17 protein-coding genes are annotated in these 23415 nt (G+C 67.1%); 12 read left to right on the plus strand and 5 right to left on the minus strand.

The window, feature by feature from the left end; genetic code table 11:
• Nucleotides 1–32: 32 nt before the first annotated feature.
• Genes AC5P8J_RS18085 through AC5P8J_RS18095 form a run of 3 tightly spaced genes read left to right on the plus strand, consistent with a single transcriptional unit; the run spans nt 33 to nt 3803 of the window.
• Nucleotides 33–1850 (plus strand): sensor histidine kinase, encoded by a 1818-nt coding sequence (locus AC5P8J_RS18085; protein WP_019660667.1) that lies wholly within the window; start codon nt 33–35, stop codon nt 1848–1850.
• Nucleotides 1847–2287, plus strand: coding sequence for a response regulator (locus tag AC5P8J_RS18090; RefSeq protein ID WP_005411057.1), 441 nt, complete (start codon nt 1847–1849; stop codon nt 2285–2287). Before AC5P8J_RS18085 ends, AC5P8J_RS18090 begins: the two co-directional genes overlap by 4 nt.
• 4 nt (nt 2288–2291) lie before the next feature.
• Nucleotides 2292–3803 (plus strand): ATP-binding protein, encoded by a 1512-nt coding sequence (locus tag AC5P8J_RS18095; RefSeq protein ID WP_019660666.1) that lies wholly within the window; start codon nt 2292–2294, stop codon nt 3801–3803.
• Nucleotides 3804–3883: 80 nt separating this feature from the next.
• Here AC5P8J_RS18095 and AC5P8J_RS18100 read toward each other — a convergent pair whose 3' ends face one another.
• Nucleotides 3884–4624 (minus strand): proteasome-type protease, encoded by a 741-nt coding sequence (locus AC5P8J_RS18100; RefSeq protein WP_021204677.1) that lies wholly within the window; start codon nt 4622–4624, stop codon nt 3884–3886.
• Between the two features lie 91 nt (nt 4625–4715).
• On the opposite strand from AC5P8J_RS18100, the gene folK reads away from it, so the two are divergent.
• Nucleotides 4716–5201, plus strand: a complete 486-nt coding sequence (gene folK / locus AC5P8J_RS18105) for a 2-amino-4-hydroxy-6-hydroxymethyldihydropteridine diphosphokinase (protein WP_134731692.1) — start codon at nt 4716–4718, stop codon at nt 5199–5201.
• A gap of 76 nt (nt 5202–5277) precedes the next feature.
• On the opposite strand, the gene AC5P8J_RS18110 is transcribed toward folK, so the two are convergent.
• Complete coding sequence (locus AC5P8J_RS18110) at nt 5278–6015, minus strand: pteridine reductase (protein WP_019660663.1); 738 nt, start codon at nt 6013–6015, stop codon at nt 5278–5280.
• A 59-nt stretch (nt 6016–6074) separates the two neighbouring features.
• Here AC5P8J_RS18110 and AC5P8J_RS18115 point away from each other — a divergent pair, with 59 nt between their 5' ends.
• Both AC5P8J_RS18115 and AC5P8J_RS18120 read left to right on the plus strand, forming a co-directional pair.
• Nucleotides 6075–7259 carry a class I SAM-dependent methyltransferase gene (locus AC5P8J_RS18115; RefSeq protein ID WP_227852058.1) on the plus strand — a complete coding sequence of 395 codons (1185 nt, stop codon included), beginning with the start codon at nt 6075–6077 and terminating at the stop codon, nt 7257–7259.
• Entirely contained in the window at nt 7256–7648 is a 393-nt protein-coding gene (locus AC5P8J_RS18120) for a VanZ family protein (RefSeq protein WP_227854287.1), read from the plus strand. The genes AC5P8J_RS18115 and AC5P8J_RS18120 overlap by 4 nt, the downstream gene beginning before the upstream one ends.
• Nucleotides 7649–7773: 125 nt before the next feature.
• Here AC5P8J_RS18120 and AC5P8J_RS18125 read toward each other — a convergent pair whose 3' ends face one another.
• The 3 genes from AC5P8J_RS18125 to AC5P8J_RS18135 all read right to left on the minus strand — a co-directional run bounded on the left by AC5P8J_RS18125 (nt 7774) and on the right by AC5P8J_RS18135 (nt 14095).
• Nucleotides 7774–10125, minus strand: coding sequence for a family 20 glycosylhydrolase (locus tag AC5P8J_RS18125; protein ID WP_495217020.1), 2352 nt, complete (start codon nt 10123–10125; stop codon nt 7774–7776).
• A 110-nt stretch (nt 10126–10235) separates the two neighbouring features.
• Nucleotides 10236–12935, minus strand: coding sequence for a TonB-dependent receptor (locus AC5P8J_RS18130; protein WP_021204672.1), 2700 nt, complete (start codon nt 12933–12935; stop codon nt 10236–10238).
• Between the two features lie 143 nt (nt 12936–13078).
• Nucleotides 13079–14095 (minus strand): glucokinase family protein, encoded by a 1017-nt coding sequence (locus AC5P8J_RS18135; protein WP_197575834.1) that lies wholly within the window; start codon nt 14093–14095, stop codon nt 13079–13081.
• Nucleotides 14096–14470: 375 nt separating this feature from the next.
• Between AC5P8J_RS18135 and AC5P8J_RS18140 the strand changes: the two genes are divergently transcribed.
• The 6 genes from AC5P8J_RS18140 (at nt 14471) to AC5P8J_RS18165 (ending at nt 23374) form a co-directional block, all read left to right on the plus strand.
• Nucleotides 14471–15763 (plus strand): sugar MFS transporter, encoded by a 1293-nt coding sequence (locus tag AC5P8J_RS18140; RefSeq protein ID WP_043401667.1) that lies wholly within the window; start codon nt 14471–14473, stop codon nt 15761–15763.
• A gap of 39 nt (nt 15764–15802) precedes the next feature.
• Complete coding sequence (locus AC5P8J_RS18145; RefSeq protein ID WP_005411045.1) at nt 15803–16870, plus strand: LacI family DNA-binding transcriptional regulator; 1068 nt, start codon at nt 15803–15805, stop codon at nt 16868–16870.
• A 7-nt stretch (nt 16871–16877) separates the two neighbouring features.
• On the plus strand, nt 16878–17906 hold the full coding sequence (locus tag AC5P8J_RS18150) for an SIS domain-containing protein (protein WP_021204669.1): 1029 nt from the start codon (nt 16878–16880) through the stop codon (nt 17904–17906).
• Complete coding sequence (gene nagA, locus AC5P8J_RS18155) at nt 17906–19054, plus strand: N-acetylglucosamine-6-phosphate deacetylase (protein WP_495217021.1); 1149 nt, start codon at nt 17906–17908, stop codon at nt 19052–19054. The genes AC5P8J_RS18150 and nagA overlap by 1 nt, the downstream gene beginning before the upstream one ends.
• Entirely contained in the window at nt 19054–20121 is a 1068-nt protein-coding gene (locus AC5P8J_RS18160; protein ID WP_021204667.1) for an acyltransferase family protein, read from the plus strand. Before nagA ends, AC5P8J_RS18160 begins: the two co-directional genes overlap by 1 nt.
• A 226-nt stretch (nt 20122–20347) precedes the next feature.
• Nucleotides 20348–23374, plus strand: coding sequence for an autotransporter family protein (locus AC5P8J_RS18165; RefSeq protein ID WP_227854286.1), 3027 nt, complete (start codon nt 20348–20350; stop codon nt 23372–23374).
• Nucleotides 23375–23415 lie beyond the last annotated feature (41 nt).

Raw genomic sequence — 23415 nt, forward strand, 5'->3', positions numbered from 1 at the left:
CCCATGCTTTGCGGCCGTGTTGATGAGGAACTATGGCGCTGGTTTTCAGTGATGACATCTGGGACCGCTGGCGGATGCCCGCCCTGGCGCTGGCCGCCGCAGCGATCATCGTGGTGCCGTGGTTGACACTGCGCCACCTGCAGCAGGACAGCGAAGATGCGATGGCCTGGGTCAATCATACCCAGGCTGTCGGCGTGGCCTTGCAGCAGCTGCAGGCCGATGTACGCGATGTCGAATCGGCCGCGCTGACCCTGTCCAAGGGCGTGGACGCGCCTGGCCTGCGCGAGCGCATGGCCAAAGCCAATGAACTTCCCGGTCGCCTGGCTGAACTGGGCCGGATGACCCGCGACAATCCTGAGCAGCTGATCCGCATCGGCCGCATCGAGTCGATGCTGGAAGGGCGCATGGCGCTTGCCCGCGAACTGGCAAAGTCAGAGCCCAACAGTGACCAGCGCGAGCTGGTGCAGGACCTGAGCACGCGTTATCCGATCCGCGGGCTGGTGGAGGAACTGCAGGCCAGCGAGCAGAAGCTGCTGGCACAGCGCGCCGAGCAGGCCGCCCGCCAGCGCAAGCAGACCGAGTTGGTGTCGTGGAGTTCGCTGGTGGTCCAGCTGGCGTTGCTCGGCCTGGTGCTGTGGCTGCTGCAGCGGCAGATCGGCCGACGCCTGCACGCCGAGCGGCAGTCATTGCGTTCGGCCGCGCGTGCAGCGTCGGTGCTGCAGACGGTGCGCGAGCCGATCGTGCTGCTCGACCGCGATCTGCGCGTGCAGCTGCACAATCCTGCTTTCGCCGAGCTGTATGGTCTGCAGGATGAGCGCGCCGAGGGCCTGGTGCTGGATAACGTCGGCAACGGTGCGTGGCAAGACCCGGTGATGCGCCAGCGACTGTCCGATGTGCTGCTGCGCGGCCGGGAACTCTGGGACTTCGAGCATGAACAGCGCACCGCCGATGGCTTGGTGCGCTACATGCTGCTCAACGCTCGGCGCATGCCGCTGCCGGACACCGATGACGAAGTGGTGTTGCTCACGGTCAGCGACGTCACCGTGCAGCGTGCGGTGCAGCTGCGTGTGGAGGAACTGAACCGCCAGCTGGAAGGCAAGGTTGCACAGGTGTCCGAGGTCAACAGGGAACTGGAAGCCTTCAGTTACTCGGTCTCGCACGATCTGCGGGCGCCGCTGCGCCACGTGGCTGGATTCTCCGACAAGCTGTCGCGCCATCTCGGCGATGCGGCCGATGACAAGAGCCGCCATTACCTGGAAGTGATCTCCAGTTCGGCGCGGCGCATGGCCGCGCTGATCGACGACCTGCTGGTCTATTCGCGGCTGGGCCGTGCGGCAATGCGGCACCAGGCGGTGGACATGCAGTCGCTGGTGGCCGATACCCGCGCCATGCTCGATTCCAATCTGCAGGCCGAGGCTGAGGCCAGCGGCCACGTGCACCAGGTGGAGTGGAACATCGCGCCGCTGCCGATCGTGGTGGGTGACGAGAACATGATCCGCCAGGTCTGGCTGAACCTGCTTGGCAACGCTGTGAAGTACTCGGGCAACCGCGAACCGGCGAAGATCCGCGTGGATTACCAGCCCCAGCCCGACGGCGGCCATCAGTTCACGGTCAGCGACAATGGTGCAGGCTTTGACATGGCCTATGCCGGAAAGCTGTTCGGTGTGTTCCAGCGCCTGCACAAGGCCAGCGACTACCCCGGAACCGGTATCGGCCTGGCCAGCGTCCGTCGCGTGCTCACCCGCCATGGCGGCCGTATCTGGGCCGAGGCCGAACCGGACGTCGGCGCCACCTTCCACTTCTACCTGCCCCCCGCGACCGACGCGGACAAACAAGGTCCCTCTGCATGACGACTCTGCGCACCATTCTTCTCGCCGAAGACAGCCCGGCCGATGCCGAAATGGCGATCGACGCCCTGGAAGAGGCGCGTCTGGCCAATCCCATCGTGCACGTCGAGGATGGCGTGGAAGTGATGGACTACCTGCTGCGCCGCGGCGCCTTCGCCAACCGCGAGGAAGGCCTGCCGGCGGTGCTGCTGCTGGACATCAAGATGCCGCGCATGGACGGCCTGGAAGTGCTGCGGCAGATCCGCGAGCACGAAGAACTCAAGCGCCTGCCGGTGGTGATCCTGTCGTCCTCGCGCGAGGAAAGTGATTTGGCCCGCAGCTGGGACATGGGGGTCAATGCCTACGTGGTCAAGCCGGTGGACGTGGACCAGTTCTTCGGTGCGGTGCAGACCCTGGGCAAGTTCTGGGCGTTGATCAACCAGGCACCGGAACTCGAGTGAGCCCATGCCCCTGACCGGTCCTGCCCTGGGGGCGCTGCGCATCCTGCTGGTGGAGGACTCACCGGAAGATGCCGAGCTGATGTCCGAACAGATGCTCGATGCGGGCCTGGACGCTCGTTTCGAGCGCGTCGAGAGCGAGGCGGAGCTGCGCCAGGCACTGGCCGCGTTCCAGCCGGACATCGTGCTGTCCGACCTGAGCATGCCGGGGTTTTCCGGTGATGATGCGCTGCGCATCGTGCGCGAGACGGCGCCGGAAGTCCCTTTCATCTTCGTCTCCGGCACCATGGGTGAGGAGAACGCGGTGGCGGCGCTGCAGAAAGGCGCCAACGATTACATCATCAAGCACCAGCCGGCGCGCCTGCCGTCGGCGGTGGCGCGTGCGATCCGCGATGCCCGCAGCGCCGTAGAGCGCGCACGGGTGGAGACCGAACTGATGCGCGCGCAGCGCCTGGAAAGCCTGTCGCTGCTCGCCGCCGGCCTCAGCCATGACCTGCGCAACATCCTGCAGCCGCTGCTGATCATGCCGGACCTGTTGAAGGCGCGTACCGACGATCCGCAGTTGCACCACCTGGCCGACGTCATCGCCGAGTGTGGCCGCCGCGGCCACGAGATGGCCGAATCGATGCTGTCGTTCGTGCGCGGTTCGCGCAAGCCGAGCGAGCGTATCGAGATCAAGGGCCTGTTCGATGCGGTGGCCCTGCTGTTGCGCAGCAACGTGCCCGATGCCGTGCGCCTGGAACTGCAGGTGCAGGACGAAGGCCTGGTAGTGGATGCCAACTACACCGAACTGCAGCAGGTCATGCTGAACCTGGCACTCAATGCGATCCAGGCGATGCCCAACGGCGGCCGACTGAGCCTGACCGCCAGCCATGCCGGCCAGCGCGATGGCGTGGACTGGATGCGTATCTGCGTTGCCGATGAAGGCATTGGCATGGATGCGGACACGCTGTCGCACCTGTTCAATCCATTCTTCACCACCAAGGCAGATGGCACTGGCCTGGGCCTGATCTCCTGCAAGCGCATTGTTGAGGGCGCTGGTGGCAGCATCCATGTCAGCAGCCAGCCGGGACAGGGCACCTGCTTCGAACTGCGCCTGCCGATGCACGAGATCATCGACGGCAGCGAGCCGATCGAACAGCTGGTGGCCTTGGGCAGCGGCCAGTCGATCCTGGTGGTCGATGGGGAAGCCACGCGCCTGTCGCTGCTCGGTAACGCGCTGTCCAGCCAGGGCTACCAGCTGCAGTTGGCCTCCGATGGCCCGGCGGCGCTGCGCTGGATGCAGCAGGAGGCAATGCCGGCGCTGGTGATTGCCGATGCCGGCTCCAAGCTGCTGCCGGCCAGCCAGCTGCTGGGCGAGATGGCTGCGCTCGGTTACCGCGGCCCGGCGCTGGTGCTGGAAGACCCTGCGGTGCCGGTCTCGGCCGACGCCTTCCCGGCCGGAGTGGAGGTGCATGTACTGCACAAGCCGCTGCAGATGCAGCAGGTATTCCGCGCCGTGGCCGAAGCGCTGGGCTGAGTAAGCATCGCCGGGCATGGCCCGGCGCTACCCACCGCCTTCGGTAGCGCCGGGCCATGCCCGGCGGCAGGTCAGGTCGATCAATCCACGGTTTCCCAGGGGAACCGCGGCAGGGCGTCCACCGCCTGTTCCAGGCGCCGTGACCAGTTCTGGTGGATATCGGCATACAGCGCTGAATCCGCGCCCAGCCGCAGTTGCCGGCCGATACGCAGTTCACCGTCGCGCAGCAGCGCCAGGTCGATCGGCAGGCCCACCGACAGGTTGGACCGGATGGTGGAGTCCAGCGAGACGATGGCCGTGCGCGCGGCGTCCTCCAGCCGCGTGGTCGGGCTGAGGATGCGATCCAGGATCGGCTTGCCGTACTTGGATTCACCGATCTGCAGGTAGGGCGTCTCCGGCGAGGCGGCAATGGCGTTGCCGAGCGGGTAGATCATGTACAGCCCGGGCCGCTCGCCGGCGATCTGGCCGCCGAAGATCAGCGTGGCCTGGGTGTTGACCCCGTCATGGCCGTGTTCGCTGTGGCTGCTGTGCACCTGGCTGTCCACCAGCAGCTGACCCACATACGCGGCGGCTTCGAACAGGTGGGTCATGTCGCGCAGGTTGGGCACGCGCCGCTCTGCGGCGTCGCGGCCCAGGCGCGACACCAGCAGCTGGGTGGTGGCCAGGTTGCCAGCCGCCATCAGCACGTAGGCTGCCTGGCCGGGATATTCGAACACGTGCAGCTTGCGATGCACGCGCACATCGTCCAGCGAGGCATTGGTCCGGGTGTCGGCAGCGAAGACCAGGCCCTCGTCCACCTCGATTCCAACGCAATAGGTCATGTCGGTGCCCTATCATGTGCGTCCCGGATTGTAGGCAGGCCGCCGTGACGACGGCATGTCCACGCCCCCCAAGTGCCGTCACCTGAACCGCATGACCACCGTGCTCCTGAGCCTGGGCAGCAACGTCCAGCCCCGCCGCTACCTCCACGCCGCGGTGACGGCCCTGCGCGAGCGTTTCGGCGCGCTGCGGGTGTCGCCGGCCTACCGTACTGCCGCGGTCGGCTTCGACGGCCCGGCCTTCCTCAACAACGCCGTGGCGATCGACACCGACCTGCCGCTGCAGGAACTGGACGACTGGCTGCACGCGCTGGAAGACGCGCACGGCCGCGATCGCAGCGGGCCGCGCTTCTCCGACCGGACCCTGGACATCGACGTGGTGTTCTACGGCGACCTGGTGGTGGAAGGCCCCGGCCACCTGCGCATTCCGCGCCCGGAACTGAAGCATGCCTTCGTGCTGAAGCCGCTGGCGGACATCGCGCCGGGCTTCATCGACCCGGTCAGCGGGCAGGACCTGGCCACGCTGTGGCGGGCGCACGCGCAGTTTGGCGAGGCGTTCGAGGTGGTGGACCTGGAATGATGGGTTGTTGTTGCCGCTGCGCTCGCCGGGCATGGCGCGGCGCTACCGGTGGTGCCGGCCGCTGGCCGGCAAGATTTCAGCTGACGGTGCGCCCACCATCCACGCGCAGGGTGTGGCCGGTGACGAAGCTGGCTTCGGCCACCAGCCAGTAGACCGCTTCGGCGATCTCCTCGACCGTGCCGATCCGCGCCAGCGGCGTGCGCGCCAGCAGCGCCTCGCGGGCGAAATCGTCCTTGCCCTGTTCCGGCCAGAGGATCGCACCCGGCGCCACCGCGTTGACCCGCACCTTCGGCGCCAGCTCCAGTGCCAGTGCGCGGGTGGCCATCTCCAGCGCGGCCTTGGCCATGGTGTAGGCGATGTGGTCGCGCATCGGATCGGTGCCGTGCAGGTCGGTCAGGTTGACGATGCAGCCCTGCTGGCGGCGCAGGTAGGGCGCCGCCGCTTGTGACAGCAGCAGCGGCGCACGTGCATTGACTGCATACAGTGCGTCCATCGCCTCGGCGGTGACCTGGCCGAGCGGGGTGGGGAAGAAGTTGGAGGCGTTGTTGACCAGCGCGTCCAGGCGGCCGAAGTGGGTGACGGCCTGTTCCACCAGGTCGGGCAGGGCGTCGGCGTCACGCAGGTCGGCCTGCAGGGCCAGCACGCTGCCCGGCCGCACATTGTCGAAATCGAACGCGGCCTGCTGCAGTTCGGCGCTGGAGGTGTTGGCATGCAGTACCACCGACCAGCCACAGGCGTGGAACTGGCGGGCGATGGCCGCACCGATCCGGCGCGCGCTGCCGGTGATCAGGACCACGGGGTGGGTATCGCTCATCGAGGGTCCTCCAAGGCTCGGCTATCCTGTGCACCATTGTCACCGCATTCGAAGACGCCATGCAGCCCACCTTCCCCCTGCCCGAAGCCGATGCCCTGGCCCACAGCGACCAGCTGGCCGCCGCCCTGCGCGCCGAGATCCTTGCCCAGGGCGGGGCGATGCCCTTCTCGCGCTTCATGGAGCTGTGCCTGTATACCCCTGGCTGGGGTTACTACAGCGCCGGCGCCAGCAAGTTCGGTGGCAGTGGTGACTTCACCACCGCGCCCGAGCTTGGCAGCCTGTTTGCCGGCAGCGTGGCCAATGCGCTGGCGCCGGTGTTCGCCCAGCTCGGCGCGCAGGCGCGGATGCTGGAGCTGGGCGGCGGCACCGGCGCCTTCGCCGAGGCAGTGCTGCTGCGCCTGGCCGAGCTGGATGCGCTGCCGTCGCGCTATGCCATCCTCGAACCCAGTGCCGATCTGCGCGAGCGCCAGCAGCAGCGTCTGCAGCAGAACCTGCCGGCCGAGCTGGCCGCGCGCGTGGACTGGGTCGACCGCCCGTTCGACGAGGACTGGGAAGGCGTGGTGTTCGCCAACGAGGTGATCGACGCGCTGCCGACCCCGCGCTTCCTGATCCGCGATGGCGAGGTCTACGAGGAAACCGTCGAGCTGGACGCCGAAGGCAATTTCATCCGTGGTGCGCAGCCGGCCGACATCCTGCTCAACGGTGCGGTGCGCCATATCGAGCGCTACCTGGAAAAGCCTTTCGCCGAGGGCTACCGTTCCGAAGTGTTGCCGCAGCTGCCGTACTGGCTGCAGGCGGTGGCTGGTGGCATGCAGCGTGGTGCGATGCTGTTCGTCGACTACGGCTACAGTCGCAGCGAGTTCTACCAGCACGACCGCGATGAGGGCACCGTGCGCGCGTTCTACCGCCACCACGTGCACAACGACGTGCACCGCTGGCCGGGCCTGCAGGACATCACCGCGTCGGTGGATTTCACCGCGATAGCCGAGGCCGGCATGCACGGCGGTTTCGAGCTGGCGGGCTACTGCAGCCAGGCCAGCTTCCTGCTCGGCAACGGCCTGGACCAGGTGCTGCTGCTGGCCGAGGAACGCACCGACGAGGTCGGCCGCATCCAGTTGCGCGACCAGGTGAAGAAGCTGACCCTGCCGACCGAGATGGGCGAGCGCTTCCAGGCCATCGGCCTGCAGCGTGGCGTCGATTTCGAACCGGCCTTCGAACTGGGTGACCTGAGCTGGCGCCTGTGAGCGAGGTGTTGCCGGTGATCAAGCCGCTGCGGCGGCCGCGGTTTTGGGCCGTGCTGTGGGGTTTGGCCGTGCTGCTGGTGATTGTGGTCTGCCTGATCCCGCCACCGCCGATTCCGTTGCCGGAAAACAGCGACAAGGGCGAGCACTTCGTCGCCTACTTCATCCTGGCCGGCAGCGCTGTGCAGCTGTTCCGCCGCGGCAGGCCGCTGCTGTGGGTGGGCGTGGCCCTGGTGTTGATGGGCATCGGCATCGAGTTCGCGCAGGGCGCACTGACCAGCAACCGCATGGCCGACCCGATGGACGCCATCGCCAACACGGTGGGCGTGCTGGTCGGCATGGTCACGGCCCTGACCCCGCTGCGCGACCTGCTGCTGCGCTGGCGAGGGTGAGGTTCCTGTAGAGCCGAGCCCATGCTCGGCTGCCTTTCAACCGGAAAGCCGAGCATGGGCTCGGCTCTACAGTAGATCCACGCCATGCGTGGATCCGGCCGCAAAGCGCCAACCAAGGTTGGCACCTACCTGAGCGTGACCTCATCCAGCACCCACATCGCCGGGCGCGTGTCGCCGGTGAAGTTGATGCACAGGTCACCGGTGCCCTGCGTCCCCTTCGGCAGCGCCGTACGCAGCGTCACGAAGCCATCGGCATCGGGCGTGGCCGGCAGCGGTACTTCGGCCAGCACCTTGCCGCTGCAATCTCCGCGACGCACCTGCATCTCGCCATGCGCGCGCCTCGCTTTTTCGAAGCGACGCTTCGGCTCGTCGTGGGCCAGCTGGAAGTAGTAGGGGATGCGCCCGGCACGGACTTCCACGCTGCCGACGCCGTCCAGCTGCGCCTGCGGCCAGCGCCAGCAGGGCTGGAAGATATCCACGTTGAACACCGCGCGATTTCCTTCGCGCGGGCCATCGTCCTCCAGGCGCAGCACCAGCCCCTTCTTGCCCACGCAGCTGAGCAGCTCATCGCTGCGGCGGCTGAGCAGCGATTGTGCGCTGAACGCCGCGACCGTCGGCTTCGCCGCCAGCATCTGGCCCTGGTAGAACGCGGCGGCCTGCACGGTAGCGGGCAGCTGCGCGGTCAGCGGCTGCTGGTACAGCGGCGACTGCGCCGTCACCGGCTGGCCATCGGTGCTGTAGCGCACTTCATAGCCCAGCGGATTGGCCAGCGACACGGTCACCGTGTTGGCGGCGCGGTTGTTGGTGTAGTCCACGCCCACTTCGAACGGGGTCTGCGCGTAGGCCAGGCCCCAGGCGCGGTAGCGCTGCAGCTGCGCGGGCAGGCGCGCGAGGAAATCGCGGAAGTCGCGATGTTCCGGCGTGCTCCAGCCGGTCTCGGCCACTGCCGCCAGGCGCGGGAACAGGTTGTGCTGCAGGCGTGCGTAGGTGCGCGTGTGCTCGGTGAACATGTTGGCCTGCAGACCGAGAATGTGCTGGCGCTTGTCGGCCGCCAGCTCGGCCGGCACCGGCTCGTAGTTGTACAGCTTGCCGAGGTTGACCTGGGCCGGGCGGCCCGGCGGTTCGTTCGGCGAGGCCGTCTGCAGGTAATCCAGATAGAGGTAGCCCACCGGCGACATGACCACGTCATGGCCAGCACTGGCCGCGGCCAGGCCACCTTCGGTGCCCTGCCACGACATCACCGTGGCCTGCGGTGGCAGGCCGCCTTCGAGGATTTCGTCCCACCCGATCAGGCGCCGGTCGTGCTTCTCCAGGAAGGTCTCCAGGCGCTTGATGATGTGGCTCTGCATGGCCATTTCATCCTTGATGCCCAGTGCACGCATGCGCTGCTGCACCTGCTTCGAGGCTTCCCACTGGTCCTTGACTGCCTCGTCGCCGCCCACGTGCACGTACTTCGCAGGGAACAGTTCGATCACTTCTTCCAGCACGTTCTCGAGGAAGGTGACGGTGCTGTCTTCCACGTTGAACAGGTTCGGGAACACGCCCCATTCACTGATCGGCTTCAGCGGGGTGTCGATCGAACCCAGTTCCGGGTACGCGGCAATCGCGGCGGTGGCATGGCCGGGCACGTCGATTTCCGGAATCACCTGGATATGCAGCTTGGCGGCATAGGCGATCACTTCGCGGATCTGCTCCTGCGTGTAGAAGCCGCAGTACGGATGCTCCTGGCCATTGGCCGGATCGACGCCGCCATCACCCGCCGGCAGGCGGCAGCTTCCCACCTCGGTCAGCTTGGGGTAGCGCTTGATCTCCATGCGCCAGCCCTGGTCATCGGTCAGGTGCCAGTGGAAGGTATTGAGCTTGTGCGCGGCCATCGCATCGAGCACGCGCTTGATCTCGTCCAGGCTCTGGAAATGCCGTGCCGAGTCGAGCATGAAACCGCGCCAGCTGAAGCGCGGCGCGTCCTGGATCTGTACCGCGGGCAGCACGCCGTTGCTTCCGCCCGTGGCCAGCTGGGCAAGCGTGGTTGCGCCGTAGAACAGGCCGGTTTCGTTGCCGGCCTGGATCACCACGCCATGCGCGGTGCTTTCCAGCGTGTAGCTCTCGCCGCTGTCACGGAAGGTGGGCACGATCTGGAAGCGGATGCCGCCCGGGGCGGCTGCCGTCTTGCCCTTGGCCGGCGTAAGGCGCGGACCGCCACTGCGCGCCAGCAGGTCGGTGAACTGGGTGGCGACGCGCTGCGCGGCTTCGCCTTCGGCGTGCAGCGCGGTATCGGCGCGTACGGTGATGCCGCTGCCCTGGCCGCGCTGCACGGTGGCTGGCGCGGGAATCAGCATCAGGCTGCCGGTGCGCAGCTGCGGGCCGGGTGCTTCGGTGGCCGGCGTGGGATCGGCGGCCAGCGCCGGCAGTGCCGGCAGCAGGGCAATCAGGCTGCCCAGCAGCGCGCTGCGCATCCGGGCGCGGGAAGGCTTGACCATCGGAACGACTCCTTGGAACGGTGCGATGAACGCTATACATGAAAAACGCCGGGCCCGGAATGACCAGGCCCGGCGTGCGTGCACGACTCGGCGATGTTGCCGCCGCTGGATCAGTACTTGAAGCGGAAGTTGAGGTAGTACTGGCGACCGTTCTCATAGAACGCGCTCGGGATCGAGGCGCTCTGGTAGTACTTCAGGGTCGGGTTGTTGAGGTTCAGCGCATCGAAGCTCACGCTCATCCAGTCGGTCGCCTTGTAGCTGAGCGACAGCGACAGTGTGCCGAAATCATCCTGGTAGTACGGGCTCGCGCCCTTCAGACCGATCAGGAACGAGGACCGGTAGGTGTAGCTGACGCGCGCACCGAAGGTATCATTCTCGAAGTAGGCACCCACGTTGTAGGTGTTCTTCGAGGTACCCAGCAGGTTGTTGCTGCCGTCTTCCCAGGTGTGGGAGGTGCTGCCGTCGGCGTAGGTGTAGTTGGCGTTCAGGCCGAAGTTCTCACCCAGCGGCTGTTCGTAGGCGAACTCCATGCCGTAGACCTTGCCGTCGGCGTTGACCGGCACGGCGACCTGGTAGGCCTCCAGCTGGTTGCTCAGCTCGCTGTACAGCATCTGGGTCTGGGTGCCGAAGGCCACGTAGTCCTTCAGGTTCATCGAGTACGCGCCCAGCGACACCAGGCCGCGCGGCATGAAGTACCACTCCAGGTTGGCGTCGAAGTTGGTCGACAGCACCGGCTTCAGCTTCGGGTTGCCGCCACCGCCGACCTTGGTCAGGTCCGAACCCCAGGACGATGCGCCCAGTGCCGAGAAGTCCGGCAGGGTCTGGGTCTGCGACGCGGCGAAGCGGAACACCAGGTCATCGGCCAGATCGAACTTCAGGTTCGCGCTGGGCAGGATGCGGTCGTGCTTGTTTTCGAACGACAGCGCCTTCCATTTGCCGAACAGGCTGCTGACGTCGGCGTTGGCGATATCGCTGACCGCCTGGTAGGTGTCGATGTCCTGCTTGATGTTGACGTAGCGCAGGCCGACGTTGCCGCTCCAACGGTCGCCGCTGAAGTTGGCCTGGACATAGCCGGCGAAGTTCTTTTCGGCCACCTTCCACTCGGCGCCATAGTTGTGGCGACCGGTCGGGCCGTCATTGCCGGCCAGCCAGGTGGAGTTGTTGAGCACTGCGTCCTTCAGCGCACCGGGGGTGTAGTACCAGATGTTGCGCGGGAAATTGCCGCCGATGCCGCCGGCGAAGCCACCCGGGAAGCTGCCGGTGGGGGCGCCCTTCAGTGCGTCCCAGATCGCGCCCGGCGTTGCGCCTTCCGGCGACAGCGCCTCGCGCTTGTGGTCGGCATAGCGCACGCCGAAGTCGAGCGAGTTCAGCACGCCGCCATCGTTGAAGTACTGATTGAAGTCCGCCGTGAACCACTTTTCCTTGTCTTCGGCAGTGACTTCCTGGTTGCCCCAGGTGCCGAAGCTGGTCACGCCGTTCGGGCTGATGTCGCCGCCGACGTTCCAGTCCACCGGCGAACCGTTGCCGTGGGTGGTCCAGTTGGCGCCGCCGCCGTCAGCCACGGTCACTTCCGCGATGAACTGGCGCGGCGTGGTGCCGGTACCCTTGGTGCTGCCGGCCTGGAACTTGGCGTTGAGGCTGTCGTTGATCTGCCAGTCGGCATCGAGGGTGATGTAGTTGCTCTTGGCGGTGGCCTCGCGGTAGATCATGTCGTACACCGCGTACGGCGTACCGGCGACGCCTGCGAAGTTGGCGTTGGTCAGCACGCCATCCTTGACCACATAGCCTGGCAGCGGGGCCTGGCCCGGGCGGGTGATCACGCCGGCGTCGTCCTTGTCGTCGCCCATGATCTTGCTACCCCACAACATGAAGTTGCGGTTGTAGTTGTTGGCTTCCATCTTGGAACTGAAGCCTTCCAGGCCCAGCGTCAGATTGTCGGCCGGCTTGAACTGCAGTGAGATCAGGCCACCCTTGCGCTCGCGGGTCTGCTCGAACAGGGTCGAGCCGAGCAGGGCGGGCGCATAGACACCGGCCAGGTCCGGGTTCGACTTGGCTACGGTGCCGTTCGGGTCGATCTTGAAGAAGCCCGACGGGATTTCCTGCGCTTCACGACGCAGTTCACGCTTCTGGCTGAACCCCTGCACCATCACGCCGAAGGTGCCGTCGTCGTTCTTGTAGTTGAACAGGCCCGACAGCTGCGGGTCGGTCGACTTGGCCTGGTCCGAGCGCACCGCGCCGATCGAGGCTTCAGCGGTGATCTGCTTGGAAAATTCCAGCGGCTTGCGGGTGAGGATGTTGACGGTGCCGGTGGTGCCGCCGTCCTGCAGCTTGGCCTGCGAGGACTTGTTCACCTCCACCGAGCGCACCAGTTCCGACGGCAGCAGGGTGTAGCTGACGCTGCGGCCGACATTGCTACCTTGGCTGAGCACGAACCAGTCGGCCGAGCCGACGCTGTGGCCGTTGATCAGGGTCTGGGTCAGGCTCGGGCTGGTGCCGCGCAGGCTGACACGGTCGGCTTCGTCGAAACCGCCTTCATCGGCGCTGGACGAGCTGATGTTCACGCCCGGCAGGCGCTGCAGGGTATCGGCCACGTTATGCGCGGGCAGCTTGCCCACGTCTTCGGCAGTGACCACTTCCACACGCGCATTGGCTTCGCGCTTGGTGTCCAGCGACTTTTCCATCGAGCCACGGATGCCGGTAACGGTCACGGTGTCCAGATCGGTGGCGGTCGGGGCCGCCTGCTGCGCGTGCGCACTGAAGGCGATGCAGCTGACGATGGCGGCCGAAAGCAGGGTCTTGCGGGTGTTCATGATGTCTCTCCTCATCACTCGATTGGGTGCCGGCGGCGGTGTTCGGTTACGGTTGCGATGACATGCGCGGGGCGGCGGCGAAGTCCCGTGCGTTGGCGTGCCACGTACTGCGTGCTGCGATTGCGTTGAAGCCTGTTGCGGTGTCAGGCGGCCGATTGCTGCAGGTACCAGCTGGCAGCGCCGACCACGCCCAGCTGGCCGTGCTCGACGACCTTCACCGGGATGCGTGCCAGTGCTTCGCCCATCGGCCCCTTCTGCAGGTAGCGTTCGACGAAGGTGCTGGCGCGCAGGTATTCGCGGATCTGCGGCAGGATGCCGCCGGCCAGGTAGACGCCACCGTGGGCGCCGTAGAACAGGGCCATGTCGCCGATGGTGCTGCCGAGCAGGCCGCAGAACACATCCAGCGCCTGGCGCGCATGCGCATCGCTGTCGGCCATGGCCGCAGCGGTGACTGCATCGGGGCTGGCCAGCGTCGGTGCCCGCCCCTGCAGCGCACACACCGCGCGGTACAGGTTCATCAGGCCCGGGCCGGAGATCGCATGTTCGATCGACACATGGGCGCGGTCGCGCTGCATGTGGCGGACGATGGCCATTTCCAGTTCGGTGCTGGCGGCCAGGGTCGGCTGGCCGGCCTCGGTGGGCAGCACCACCGGGCCGTGCGCGGTGGGGATCCACAGCGCGGCGCCCAGACCGGTACCGGGGCCGACCACCAGGGTCGGGCCGCGCGTGGCGGTGTCCGGCCCGCACAGGTGCAGCACGCCGCTGGCGTCCACCTGCGCGGCGGCATAGGCCACCGCTTCGAAGTCGTTGACGATGTAGACCCGCTGCAGGCCGACGTCGGCTTCCACCTGGCGCGCCGACAGCGGCCACGGCAGGTTGGCGGTGATCACGGTGCCGTCCTCGCGGGCGTAGCCGGCGCTGGCGACCACGCAATGCGTGGGCCGCGGGCCTTCGCCGAGGAAGTCGGACAGGATCGCGCTGAGGCCGGCGTGGTCGGCATTGCGGTACTTGCGGTACTCCAGCACCTGCACCGGGTGGGCGGCATCACCGCTGGCCTGGACCCGGGCCACGCGCACATGGGTGCCACCGACGTCGGCGGCCAGGAACGAGGGCGCAACGCGGGACAGGACATGGGCCGGGGCGGGGTGGCTGGCGGTCACGCGGGCTCCTGCTGTCAGGTGGGGCCGGCCCGGAACCGGGGCGGCGATTGTGGCGGAGTCTGTAACCGCGCTGACAACGATGTCAACGAGTTCGTGACACTTTCGTTGCTGCGTTGCAACGAACGCGGCGTGCAGTAAACGTTTACATGGTGTGAGTGCGAGTTTCACGTGGGAGCCATTGCCGCACGTGGCTCTAGGACTGCCGCGCATTCAGCGGGGCGTACCGCGGTGGACTTGCGCAATGCAGCACGAGGTTCAGGCAGGCGTGCATGGAAGTTGACAAACCGCCGTTGTCCATCGAAAGAATGTGACAACGTTGTTCCCAGCCACTCTCCGACGCCGCGTTCTGCGGCCGTCGCCGCAGGAGCCCTCCTGATGTCCGCCGTCCCCGCTGCAAGCGCGCGCCCGAACGTGGCCACCTCCATCGCCATCGTTGGCGTGTTGTTCTTCCTGATCGGCTTCTTCACCTGGCTCAACGGCCCGCTGATCACCTTCGTCAAGTTGGCCTTCGAACTCAGCGAGGTCGGTGCCTTCCTGGTGCTGATGGTGTTCTACCTGTCCTATTTCTTCCTGGCCCTGCCGGCGTCCTGGATCCTGCGCCGCACCGGCATGAAGAAGGGCCTGAGCCTGAGCCTGCTGGTGATGGCCGGGGGGGCCGCGCTGTTCGGTGAGTTCGCGACCCAGCGCTGGTACCCGGGTGCGCTCGGCGGGCTGTTCGTGATCGGCAGCGGGCTGGCCCTGCTGCAGACGGCGATCAATCCCTACATCTCCATCCTCGGCCCGATCGAGACCGCAGCGCGTCGCATCGCGCTGATGGGCATCTGCAACAAGATCGCCGGCATGCTGGCGCCGGTGCTGATCGGCACCCTGGTACTGCATGGCATCGGTGACCTGGACAAGCAGGTACAGGCGGCCGACGCGGTCACCAAAGTGGCCCTGCTCAATGAGTTCGCCGCCAAGATCCATGCGCCGTACCTTGCGATGGCCGCGCTGCTGGTGGTGCTGGCGGTGGCCGTGCTGTTCTCGCCTCTGCCGGAGATCAAGTCCTCCGAAGCCAATGCAACGCCGTCAGGGGCACCGGGAACGGCCGAGCGCCGCAGCATCTTCCAGTTCCCGCATCTGTGGCTGGGCGTGCTGTGCCTGTTCGTGTACGTAGGCGTGGAAGTCATGGCCGGTGATGCGATCGGCACCTACGGCCACGGTTTCGGCTTGCCGCTGGACCAGACCAAGATGTTCACCTCGCTGACGCTGGGTGCGATGTTGGCCGGCTACGTGGTCGGCCTGCTGGCGATCCCTGGCCTGGTCTCGCAGTCGCGCTACCTGACCATTTCGGCGGTGCTGGGCGTGGTGTTCTGCCTCGGCGCCTGGGCCACCCACGGCTACGTGTCGGTGGCCTTCGTGGCCCTGCTGGGCTTCGCCAACGCCATGATGTGGCCGGCGATCTTCCCGCTGGCGATCCGCGGCCTGGGTCGCTTCACCGAGACCGGCTCGGCCCTGCTGGTGATGGGTATTGCCGGCGGCGCGATCATTCCGCAGCTGTTCGCCGTGCTCAAGCAGCACATCGACTTCCAGCTGGTGTTCGTGCTGCTGATGGTGCCGTGCTACCTGTACATCCTGTTCTACTCGGTGATCGGCCATCGTGCCGGCCTGCCGCAGGACAAGGCTTGATCGGCGATGATGGACGGCAGCCAACCCCAGGGAAAACCCATGCGCAGAGCGACCATCAAGGACGTTGCGGAGAAGGCCAAGGTCTCGCTGAAGACGGTCTCGCGGGTGATCAACAACGAGCCCTCGGTGATGCAGGCCACCCGTGCGCGGGTGCTGCGTGCCATCGCCGAGCTCGACTACGAGCCCGATCCGTCCGCGCGCAACCTGCGCAGCGGCACTACCTTCGTGATCGGGCTGGTCTACGACAACCCGAACCCGTACCACATCATCGGCGTGCAGAACGGCGTACTGGCCGCGTGCCGCGAGACCGGTTTCGGCCTGCAGATCCACCCCTGCGATTCCAGTTCGCCGCTGCTGGCCGACGAGCTGGCCGATTGGGTGCAGCGTTCGCGCCTGGCCGGGCTGGTGCTGACCGCGCCCATGTCCGAGCGCCGCGACCTGATCCAGGCGCTGACCGCGCGCGGCATCAAGCTGGTGCGCATCATTGCCGCCACCGAAGACCCGGCCGATGGCGCCTGTGTGTTCGTGGACGACCGCGAGGCCGCCTACGAGATCACCGAGCACCTGATCCAGCTGGGCCACCAGCGCATCGGCTTCCTCTGGGGCGGCAGCTCGCACCGGTCTTCGGGCGAGCGCTACGCCGGTTACGAAGCCGCGCTGAAGGACTACGGCATGACCGTGGACAAGCACCTGGTGGTGCAGGGCGATTACACCTTCGATGACGGTTTCCGCGGTGCGCGCCGCCTGCTGGCGCTGCGCGAGCCACCTACCGCCATCTTCGGTTCCAACGATGAAATCGCCGCCGGTGTACTGGCAGCCGCAAAGTCGGCCGGCATGAACGTGCCCTACGACCTGTCCATTGCCGGTTTCGAGGACAGCCCGTTCTCGCGCCAGTCGTGGCCGCCGCTGACCACCGCCAAGCAGGCCACCGAAGACATCGCCCGCCACGCCGCGCGCCTGCTGATCGCGCAGCTGCGCAGCGATGCCTACGACGACGCGCCGGCGCCGCTGCACAACCAGGGCTTCGTGCCGCAGCTGGTGGTGCGTGGTTCGACCGCGCCGATGCGCCCCGCCGGCGCACGCCCCCTTCCTTCCGATCCTGCCTGAGCCTGCCATGTCGCTGTCAGACCCCACGTCCACCCTGATGTTCGCCGAGGCCGCTGAAGCGGCCGACGTGGTTGCGCGCCAGTTCTCGCGCAACCACGCCATCATCGAAACCCTGGCCGCCAGCCTGCGTGCTGCACCGCCGCCGTTCGTGGTCACCTGTGCACGCGGCAGCTCCGACCATGCCGCCACCTATGGCAAGTATCTGCTGGAAACCCAGCTGGGCCTGGTGGTCGCGTCGGCCTCGCCATCGGTGGGGTCGGTCTACGCCGCACCATTGCAGCTGCGCGGCGCACTGTTCATCGTCATCTCGCAGTCGGGCAAGAGCCCGGACCTGCTGCGCAACGCCGAGGCCGCCAAGGCGGCCGGTGCGCGCGTGATCGCGCTGGTCAACGTCGAGGATTCACCGCTGGCGCAGCTGGCCGACACGGTCATTCCGCTGCACGCAGGTGCCGAAAAGAGCGTGGCGGCGACCAAGAGCTACCTGGCGTCGCTGGCCGCGCTGCTGCAGCTGGCCGCGTACTGGAAGCAGGACAGCAGCCTGCGTGCGGCGCTGGACCTGCTGCCCGACGCGCTGCGTGAGGCGTGGCAGTGCGACTGGAGCGCGGTGACCGAAGGCCTGGTCGAGGCCACCAACCTGTTCGTGCTCGGCCGTGGCCTGGGCTTGGGGGCGGCCCAGGAAGCGGCGCTGAAGTTCAAGGAAACCTGCAGCCTGCATGCCGAAGCCTACAGCTCGGCCGAGGTCAAGCACGGCCCGATGGCGCTGGTTGACCGTGGATTCCCGGTGCTGGCCTTCGCGCAGCCCGATGAAACCGGCGCCGGCACCCGCGCGGTGGTCGAGGAATTTTCTGCCCGGGGCGCGCAGGTGTGGCTGGCCGGGGCCGGCGGCAACCTGCCGGTGGCTGCAGCGCCGCATCCGTTGTGCGCACCGTTGCTGACCGTGCAGAGCTTCTATCGCGCAATCAATGCGCTGGCGCTGCGCCGTGGTTTCAACCCGGATCTGCCGCCGCATCTGAACAAGGTTACGGAGACGGTGTGATGGCCACGGTCCTGCGCAACGCCCGCATCCTGGCTGGCGAGGAGTTCCGCGACGATCTGGCGGTGGTGATCGAGGACGGTCGCATCAGCGCGCTGCTGCCTGACGCTGCACCGCAGCTGGGCCAGGCGGCCGAGCAGATCGATCTGGACGGCGGCTGGCTGCTGCCCGGCTTCATCGATGTGCAGGTCAATGGCGGTGGCGGCGCGCTGTTCAACAACACGCCGGACGTGGCGGCGCTGCGCACCATTCCGCAGGCGCATCGTCGTTTCGGTACCACCGCGATGCTGCCGACGCTGATCAGCGATGACGTGGCGGTGATGCGCGAAGCCATCGGTGCGATGCGCGAGGCCATCGCGCAGGGCGTGCCGGGCGTGATCGGCATCCACCTGGAAGGCCCGTACATCGCGCCGGCGCGCAAGGGCACGCACGATGCCAGCAAGTTCCGCGTGCCGGACGAAGAAGAGATCGCGCTGGCCGCCTCGCTGGACAACGGCGTGACCCTGCTGACACTGGCGCCGGAACGCGTGCCGCTGGAGACCATCCGTGCGCTGGTCGAACGTGGCGTGATCGTTGCTGCTGGCCACACTGCTGGCACGTACGAAGAGATTCGCGCCGGACTGGATGCTGGGGTGCGTGGCTTCACCCATCTGTACAACGCGATGTCGCCGCTGCAGGGCCGTGAGCCCGGTGCGGTGGGCGCTGCGCTGGAAGACCGCGACAGCTGGATCGGCGTCATTGTCGATGGCGTGCATGTGCATCCGGCCAGCCTGCGCGTGGCGCTGGCGGCCAAGCCGCGCGGCCGCGTGCTGCTGGTGACCGATGCGATGCCGCCGGTCGGTGCCGATGATCCCAGCTACGTGCTCTACGGCGAAACCATCACCGCCATCGACGGCGTGGTGCGCAATGCCGCCGGTTCGCTGGCCGGCTCGGCGCTGGACATGGCCACCGCCGTGCGCAACACCGTGCAGCTGCTCGGCCAGCCGCTGGCCGAAGCCGCACGCATGGCCTCGACTTACCCGGCGCAGTTCCTCAACGTCGACGACCGCCTGGGGCACATCGCCGAGGGCTACCAGGCCGACCTGGTGCTGCTGGATGATGCCCTGCAGGTGCGTGGCACCTGGATTGCCGGACAGTACGAGGCCGCCTGATGAACCCGACGCCGCCACGCCGACTGGGCTCGATCGACGCCCTGCGTGGCATCACCGTGGCGGCGATGCTGCTGGTCAACAACCCGGGCGACTGGAGTGCGGTGTTCGCACCGCTGCGCCATTCGGAATGGCATGGCTGCACGCCCACCGATCTGGTGTTCCCGTTCTTCCTGTTCCTGGTGGGCGTGTCGATGGCGTTCAGCGTAGCGCCGCGCGCGCTGGACGTGTCGGCGCGACCTGCACTGGCGCGCGGCGTGCTGGAGCGCGCGCTGCGCATCCTGCTGGCCGGTGCGCTGCTGCACCTGCTGATCTGGTGGGCGTTGGATACCCATCACTTCCGCATCTGGGGCGTGCTGCAACGCATCGCGGTGTGTGCGGCGTTGGTGGGCGTGCTGGCGGTCTACGCGCGGCCGCGCGTGCAGGTGGGCGCTCTGATCGCGCTGCTGGTGGGGTACACCGTGTTGCTGCTGGGCATCGGTGACCTGGCGCCATGGACCAACCCGGCCAGCCGCCTGGATACCGCGTTGTTCGCGCCGTGGATCTATCAATGGCACGCCGATGCCGGGCTGGGCCATGACCCGGAAGGATTGCTGAGCACGCTGGGCGCGCTGGCCAGTACCGTGCTCGGGCTGTTGGCCGGAGGCCTGCTGCGCAGCGGACGTGCCGCGGCGCTGGCCGGGCTGGGTGTGGCGACTGCGGTGTTGGGCCTGCTGCTGGCGGTGGTGCTGCCGTTGAACAAGCAGTTGTGGACGCCCAGCTACGTGCTGTGGACCGGTGGCCTGGCGGCGCTGGGGCTGTGGCTGGGCCACCTGTTGATCGACCAGAAGGGCTGGCCGGCGCTGGGCCGGCGCTTCGGCGTCAATGCGATCACGGCGTATCTGGGCGCATCGGTGATGTCGGTGGTGCTGATGGCTACCGGGGTTTGGGGGTGGGTCTGGCAGCGACTGGCCACCGCAATGCCGCAGGCGCTGGAGCTGGCGTCCATGCTGCAGGCGCTGGTGTTTGTCGCGCTGTGGTGGGGCGTGGCATGGTGGCTGGACCGGCGGAAGATCTATCTGAAGATCTGATGGCACCTCATCCACGCCATGCGTGGATGCTCTCCGCGCGGCCTGTGACCGCTGCAAAGATGAATAATTTCAGCCACGTGGAGGTGGGGTGATGGCCGATCAAGTTCGCAACTGAACTGTGATGGCCGCCACGCAATTTCACCTATCGAAACCGTTCACCACACGGCAGACTGCCTGCGCAGTACCGCATATCCGCAGTTCCTGATCCCTTGTCCAGGAGTGCTGTATGTCCCGTGCCGTTCCGCGCGCTTTCCGTCCGCGCCGCCTCACCGTTTCCGTGCTGCAGGCCCTGGCTGTCCCGTCCGTCATGCTGCTGAGTGCCAGCGTCGCCTGGGCCGGCTGTGACAGCGCCGCCCCCGTCGCCGGCCAGACGGTCACCTGCGATGCCAATGCGCCGAACCCGCAGACTGTTCCCATCACGGCCAATGGCGCGGCCGGCATCACCATCAATATCGCCAACACGGCACAACTGCAGCAGAGCGGCGGCAGCAGCGCGATTTCGCTTGTTGGTGCTGGTGGGCATCTGTTGTCCAACCTGGGCACGATCAGTTCGGTGGGCGGTGTGGCGGTCCAGCTCGGTGGCGGCAGCCGTGTCGAAAATGCGGGCAGCATCAGCACCGGCAACAACACCGCCCTGCAGTTCGTCGGTGCGGGCGACAGCGTGCTGGTCAACCGCGGAACGATCAGCGGGCGCACCGGCGTACAGTTCGATTCAGGCAACGACCGCCTGGACATGCAGGCCGGCAGCATCAGCGGCGGCGTCCTGCAAGGGGATGGCAACGATGTGCTGCTGCTGGGCAATGGCACCATCGACAGCGTCGACCAGGGCAACGGCGATGACCAGATGACCGTCACCGGCGGCACCGTCACCGGCCTGGTAGCGCAGGGCAGTGGCCGCGATGATTTCGTCATGAGTGGCGGCACGATCGGCGCGCTGCAGCAGGGCGACAACATCGATACCTTCCGCATGAGTGGTGGCCGCATCATCGGCGCGTTCGAGGATGGCGACCAGGCGTGGATGACCGGTGGCCGCATCGGCCGCGTCAACATGAAGCTGGACAAGAACCTGTGGGACCAGTCCGGCGGCACCGTGGATGGCAATGTGGTGACCGGTTTCGACACCGATACCATCATCATCTCGGGTACCGCCTACATCGGCGGCAACATAAGCGTCAGCGGCGGCAACGACAGCGTGACCATCACCGACGGCACCGTGCGCGGGCAGGTACTGCTCAGTACCGGCGATGACACCTTCAACTGGAATGGCGGCGGCATCGTCTACGGCGCGATCGACATGGGCCCGGACAACGACGTGGCCAACCTCAGCAACCTCAACCAAGGCAACCTAGGTGCGGTGCCGCTGTTCGACGGCGGCAGTGGCATCGACCAGCTCAACCTGAGCAACGTCAAGACCACGGGCGTGGGCCGCTTCCAGAACTGGGAGACGATCAGCCTGACCAACAGCACCGAGCTGAGCTTCGATGGCGACCTGGTGCTGGGCGACAGCGCAACCGGCACCGGCACGCTCACCGTGGATGACACCAGTACCGTGTATGCGGGCAGTGGCAGCCATGCCATCCGTCCGTTCAACAGTGGCGCACTGGTGGAGATGGTCAATGCCGGGCGCATCGACCTGACCGGTACCGGCGCGGGCGACGTGTTCACCGTGCGTGGCAATTATCGAGGCGATGGCGGTGGCCTTTACCTGCGTACCGTGCTGGGCGCGGACAAGTCCACCAGCGACCGTCTGGTGATCGACGGCGGTACTGCCACCGGGACCACCGGCATCGGCGTGCTCAATGCCGGCGGTAGCGGCGCCGCCACGCTGGCCGATGGCATCCTGGTGGTGCAGGCCTTGAATGGTGGCCGCACCGCGCCGGGCGCGTTCTCGCTGTTCGCACCGGTTGCGGCCGGTGCCTACGAGTACTTCCTGTTCAAGGGCGGTGTCAGTGCCGGTACCGCCGAGAACTGGTACCTGCGTTCGACGCTGGTGACCGGGCCGACGCCAGCACCCAACGGTGGCGGCAGCGCGACACCGCCACCGCTGACGCCTCCAGTGGCCCCACCGCCGCCGATCATCCCGGCACCGCCGCCGCCGCCCGAAGGCGCCACCGATCCGGACCTGACCGCGGGCGAGACCGCGCCGCCACCACCGCCACCGGAACCCGCGCCGGTGGCGCCACCCAGCGATCCAGCCGTGCCGGACGTGCCAGTGGCCGGCGGTGCGCTGCCCGGAACCGGTGCCCCGCCGACGCCGGGTGCACGCCCCGCCGAGGGCGCGGTGGTGCCGCTGTACCGCGTGGAGACTGCCACCTATGCCGTGGTGCCGCCGCTCCTGCGCGAGACCTCGCTGGCCAGCCTCGGCACCTTCCACGAGCGGCAGGGCGAGCAGCGCCTGCTGTACAACCAGGGCGCATTCCGCACCGCCTGGGGCCGCTTGGTGGGGCAGAGCAGCGAGATCCACTGGAAGGGCGATGCGCAGCCCGGCTTCGATGGCGATGTGATGGGCCTGCAGGCTGGTCTCGACGTGTGGGCCGCTGCCTCCGACAACCATCGCAACCAGATCGGCGTGTTCGTCGGCCGCACCCGCGCGCAGGGCAAGACCACCGGCCTGGCATTGGGCTGGGAGAACGTGCAGGTGGGCCAGAACCGCCTGGACGACAAGCACGTGGGCCTGTACTGGACGTTCACCGACAGCAGCGGCGGCTACATCGACGCCGTGGCGATGCAGAGCCGTTACGACGGCCGCGTGCGTTCCTCGCGCGGGCTTGGCTTCGGCTTGAGCGGTGATGGCACCAGCGTGTCTGTGGAGGCCGGCAAGCCGCTGCTGCGGTTTGGGCAGTCCGCATGGTGGCTGGAACCGCAGCTACAGGTGATCTGGCAACGCACGTCGCTGGACGACCGCCGCGATGAGGTGTCGAGCGTGCGTTTCGACAACGACAACGCCTGGACCGGCCGCATCGGCCTGCGTCTGGCCGGCGATTATCAATTGGCCGACAACGGCTGGCAGCCGTATTTCAAGCTGAATTACCGGCATGGCCGCTCCGGCGAGGACCGCATCCGCTTCGACGACGACACGATCATCAATTCGCAGCGCTCACGCGCGCTCGAAGCCGGTGTCGGCGTGGTAGGGCGCTTCAACCGCACCATCAGCGCGTACGCGGTGGCCGACTACACGCGCGAGCTGGGCGGTGACCGCAACGAGAAGCGCCGCATCATCGAAGGCAACATCGGCCTGCGCGCGGACTGGTAGCGCGCGGTACGGATGTCATGACTCGTTCCGGTGGGTGTCGA

The sequence above is a fragment of the Stenotrophomonas sp. YJH_SMC_37 genome (assembly GCF_059370035.1).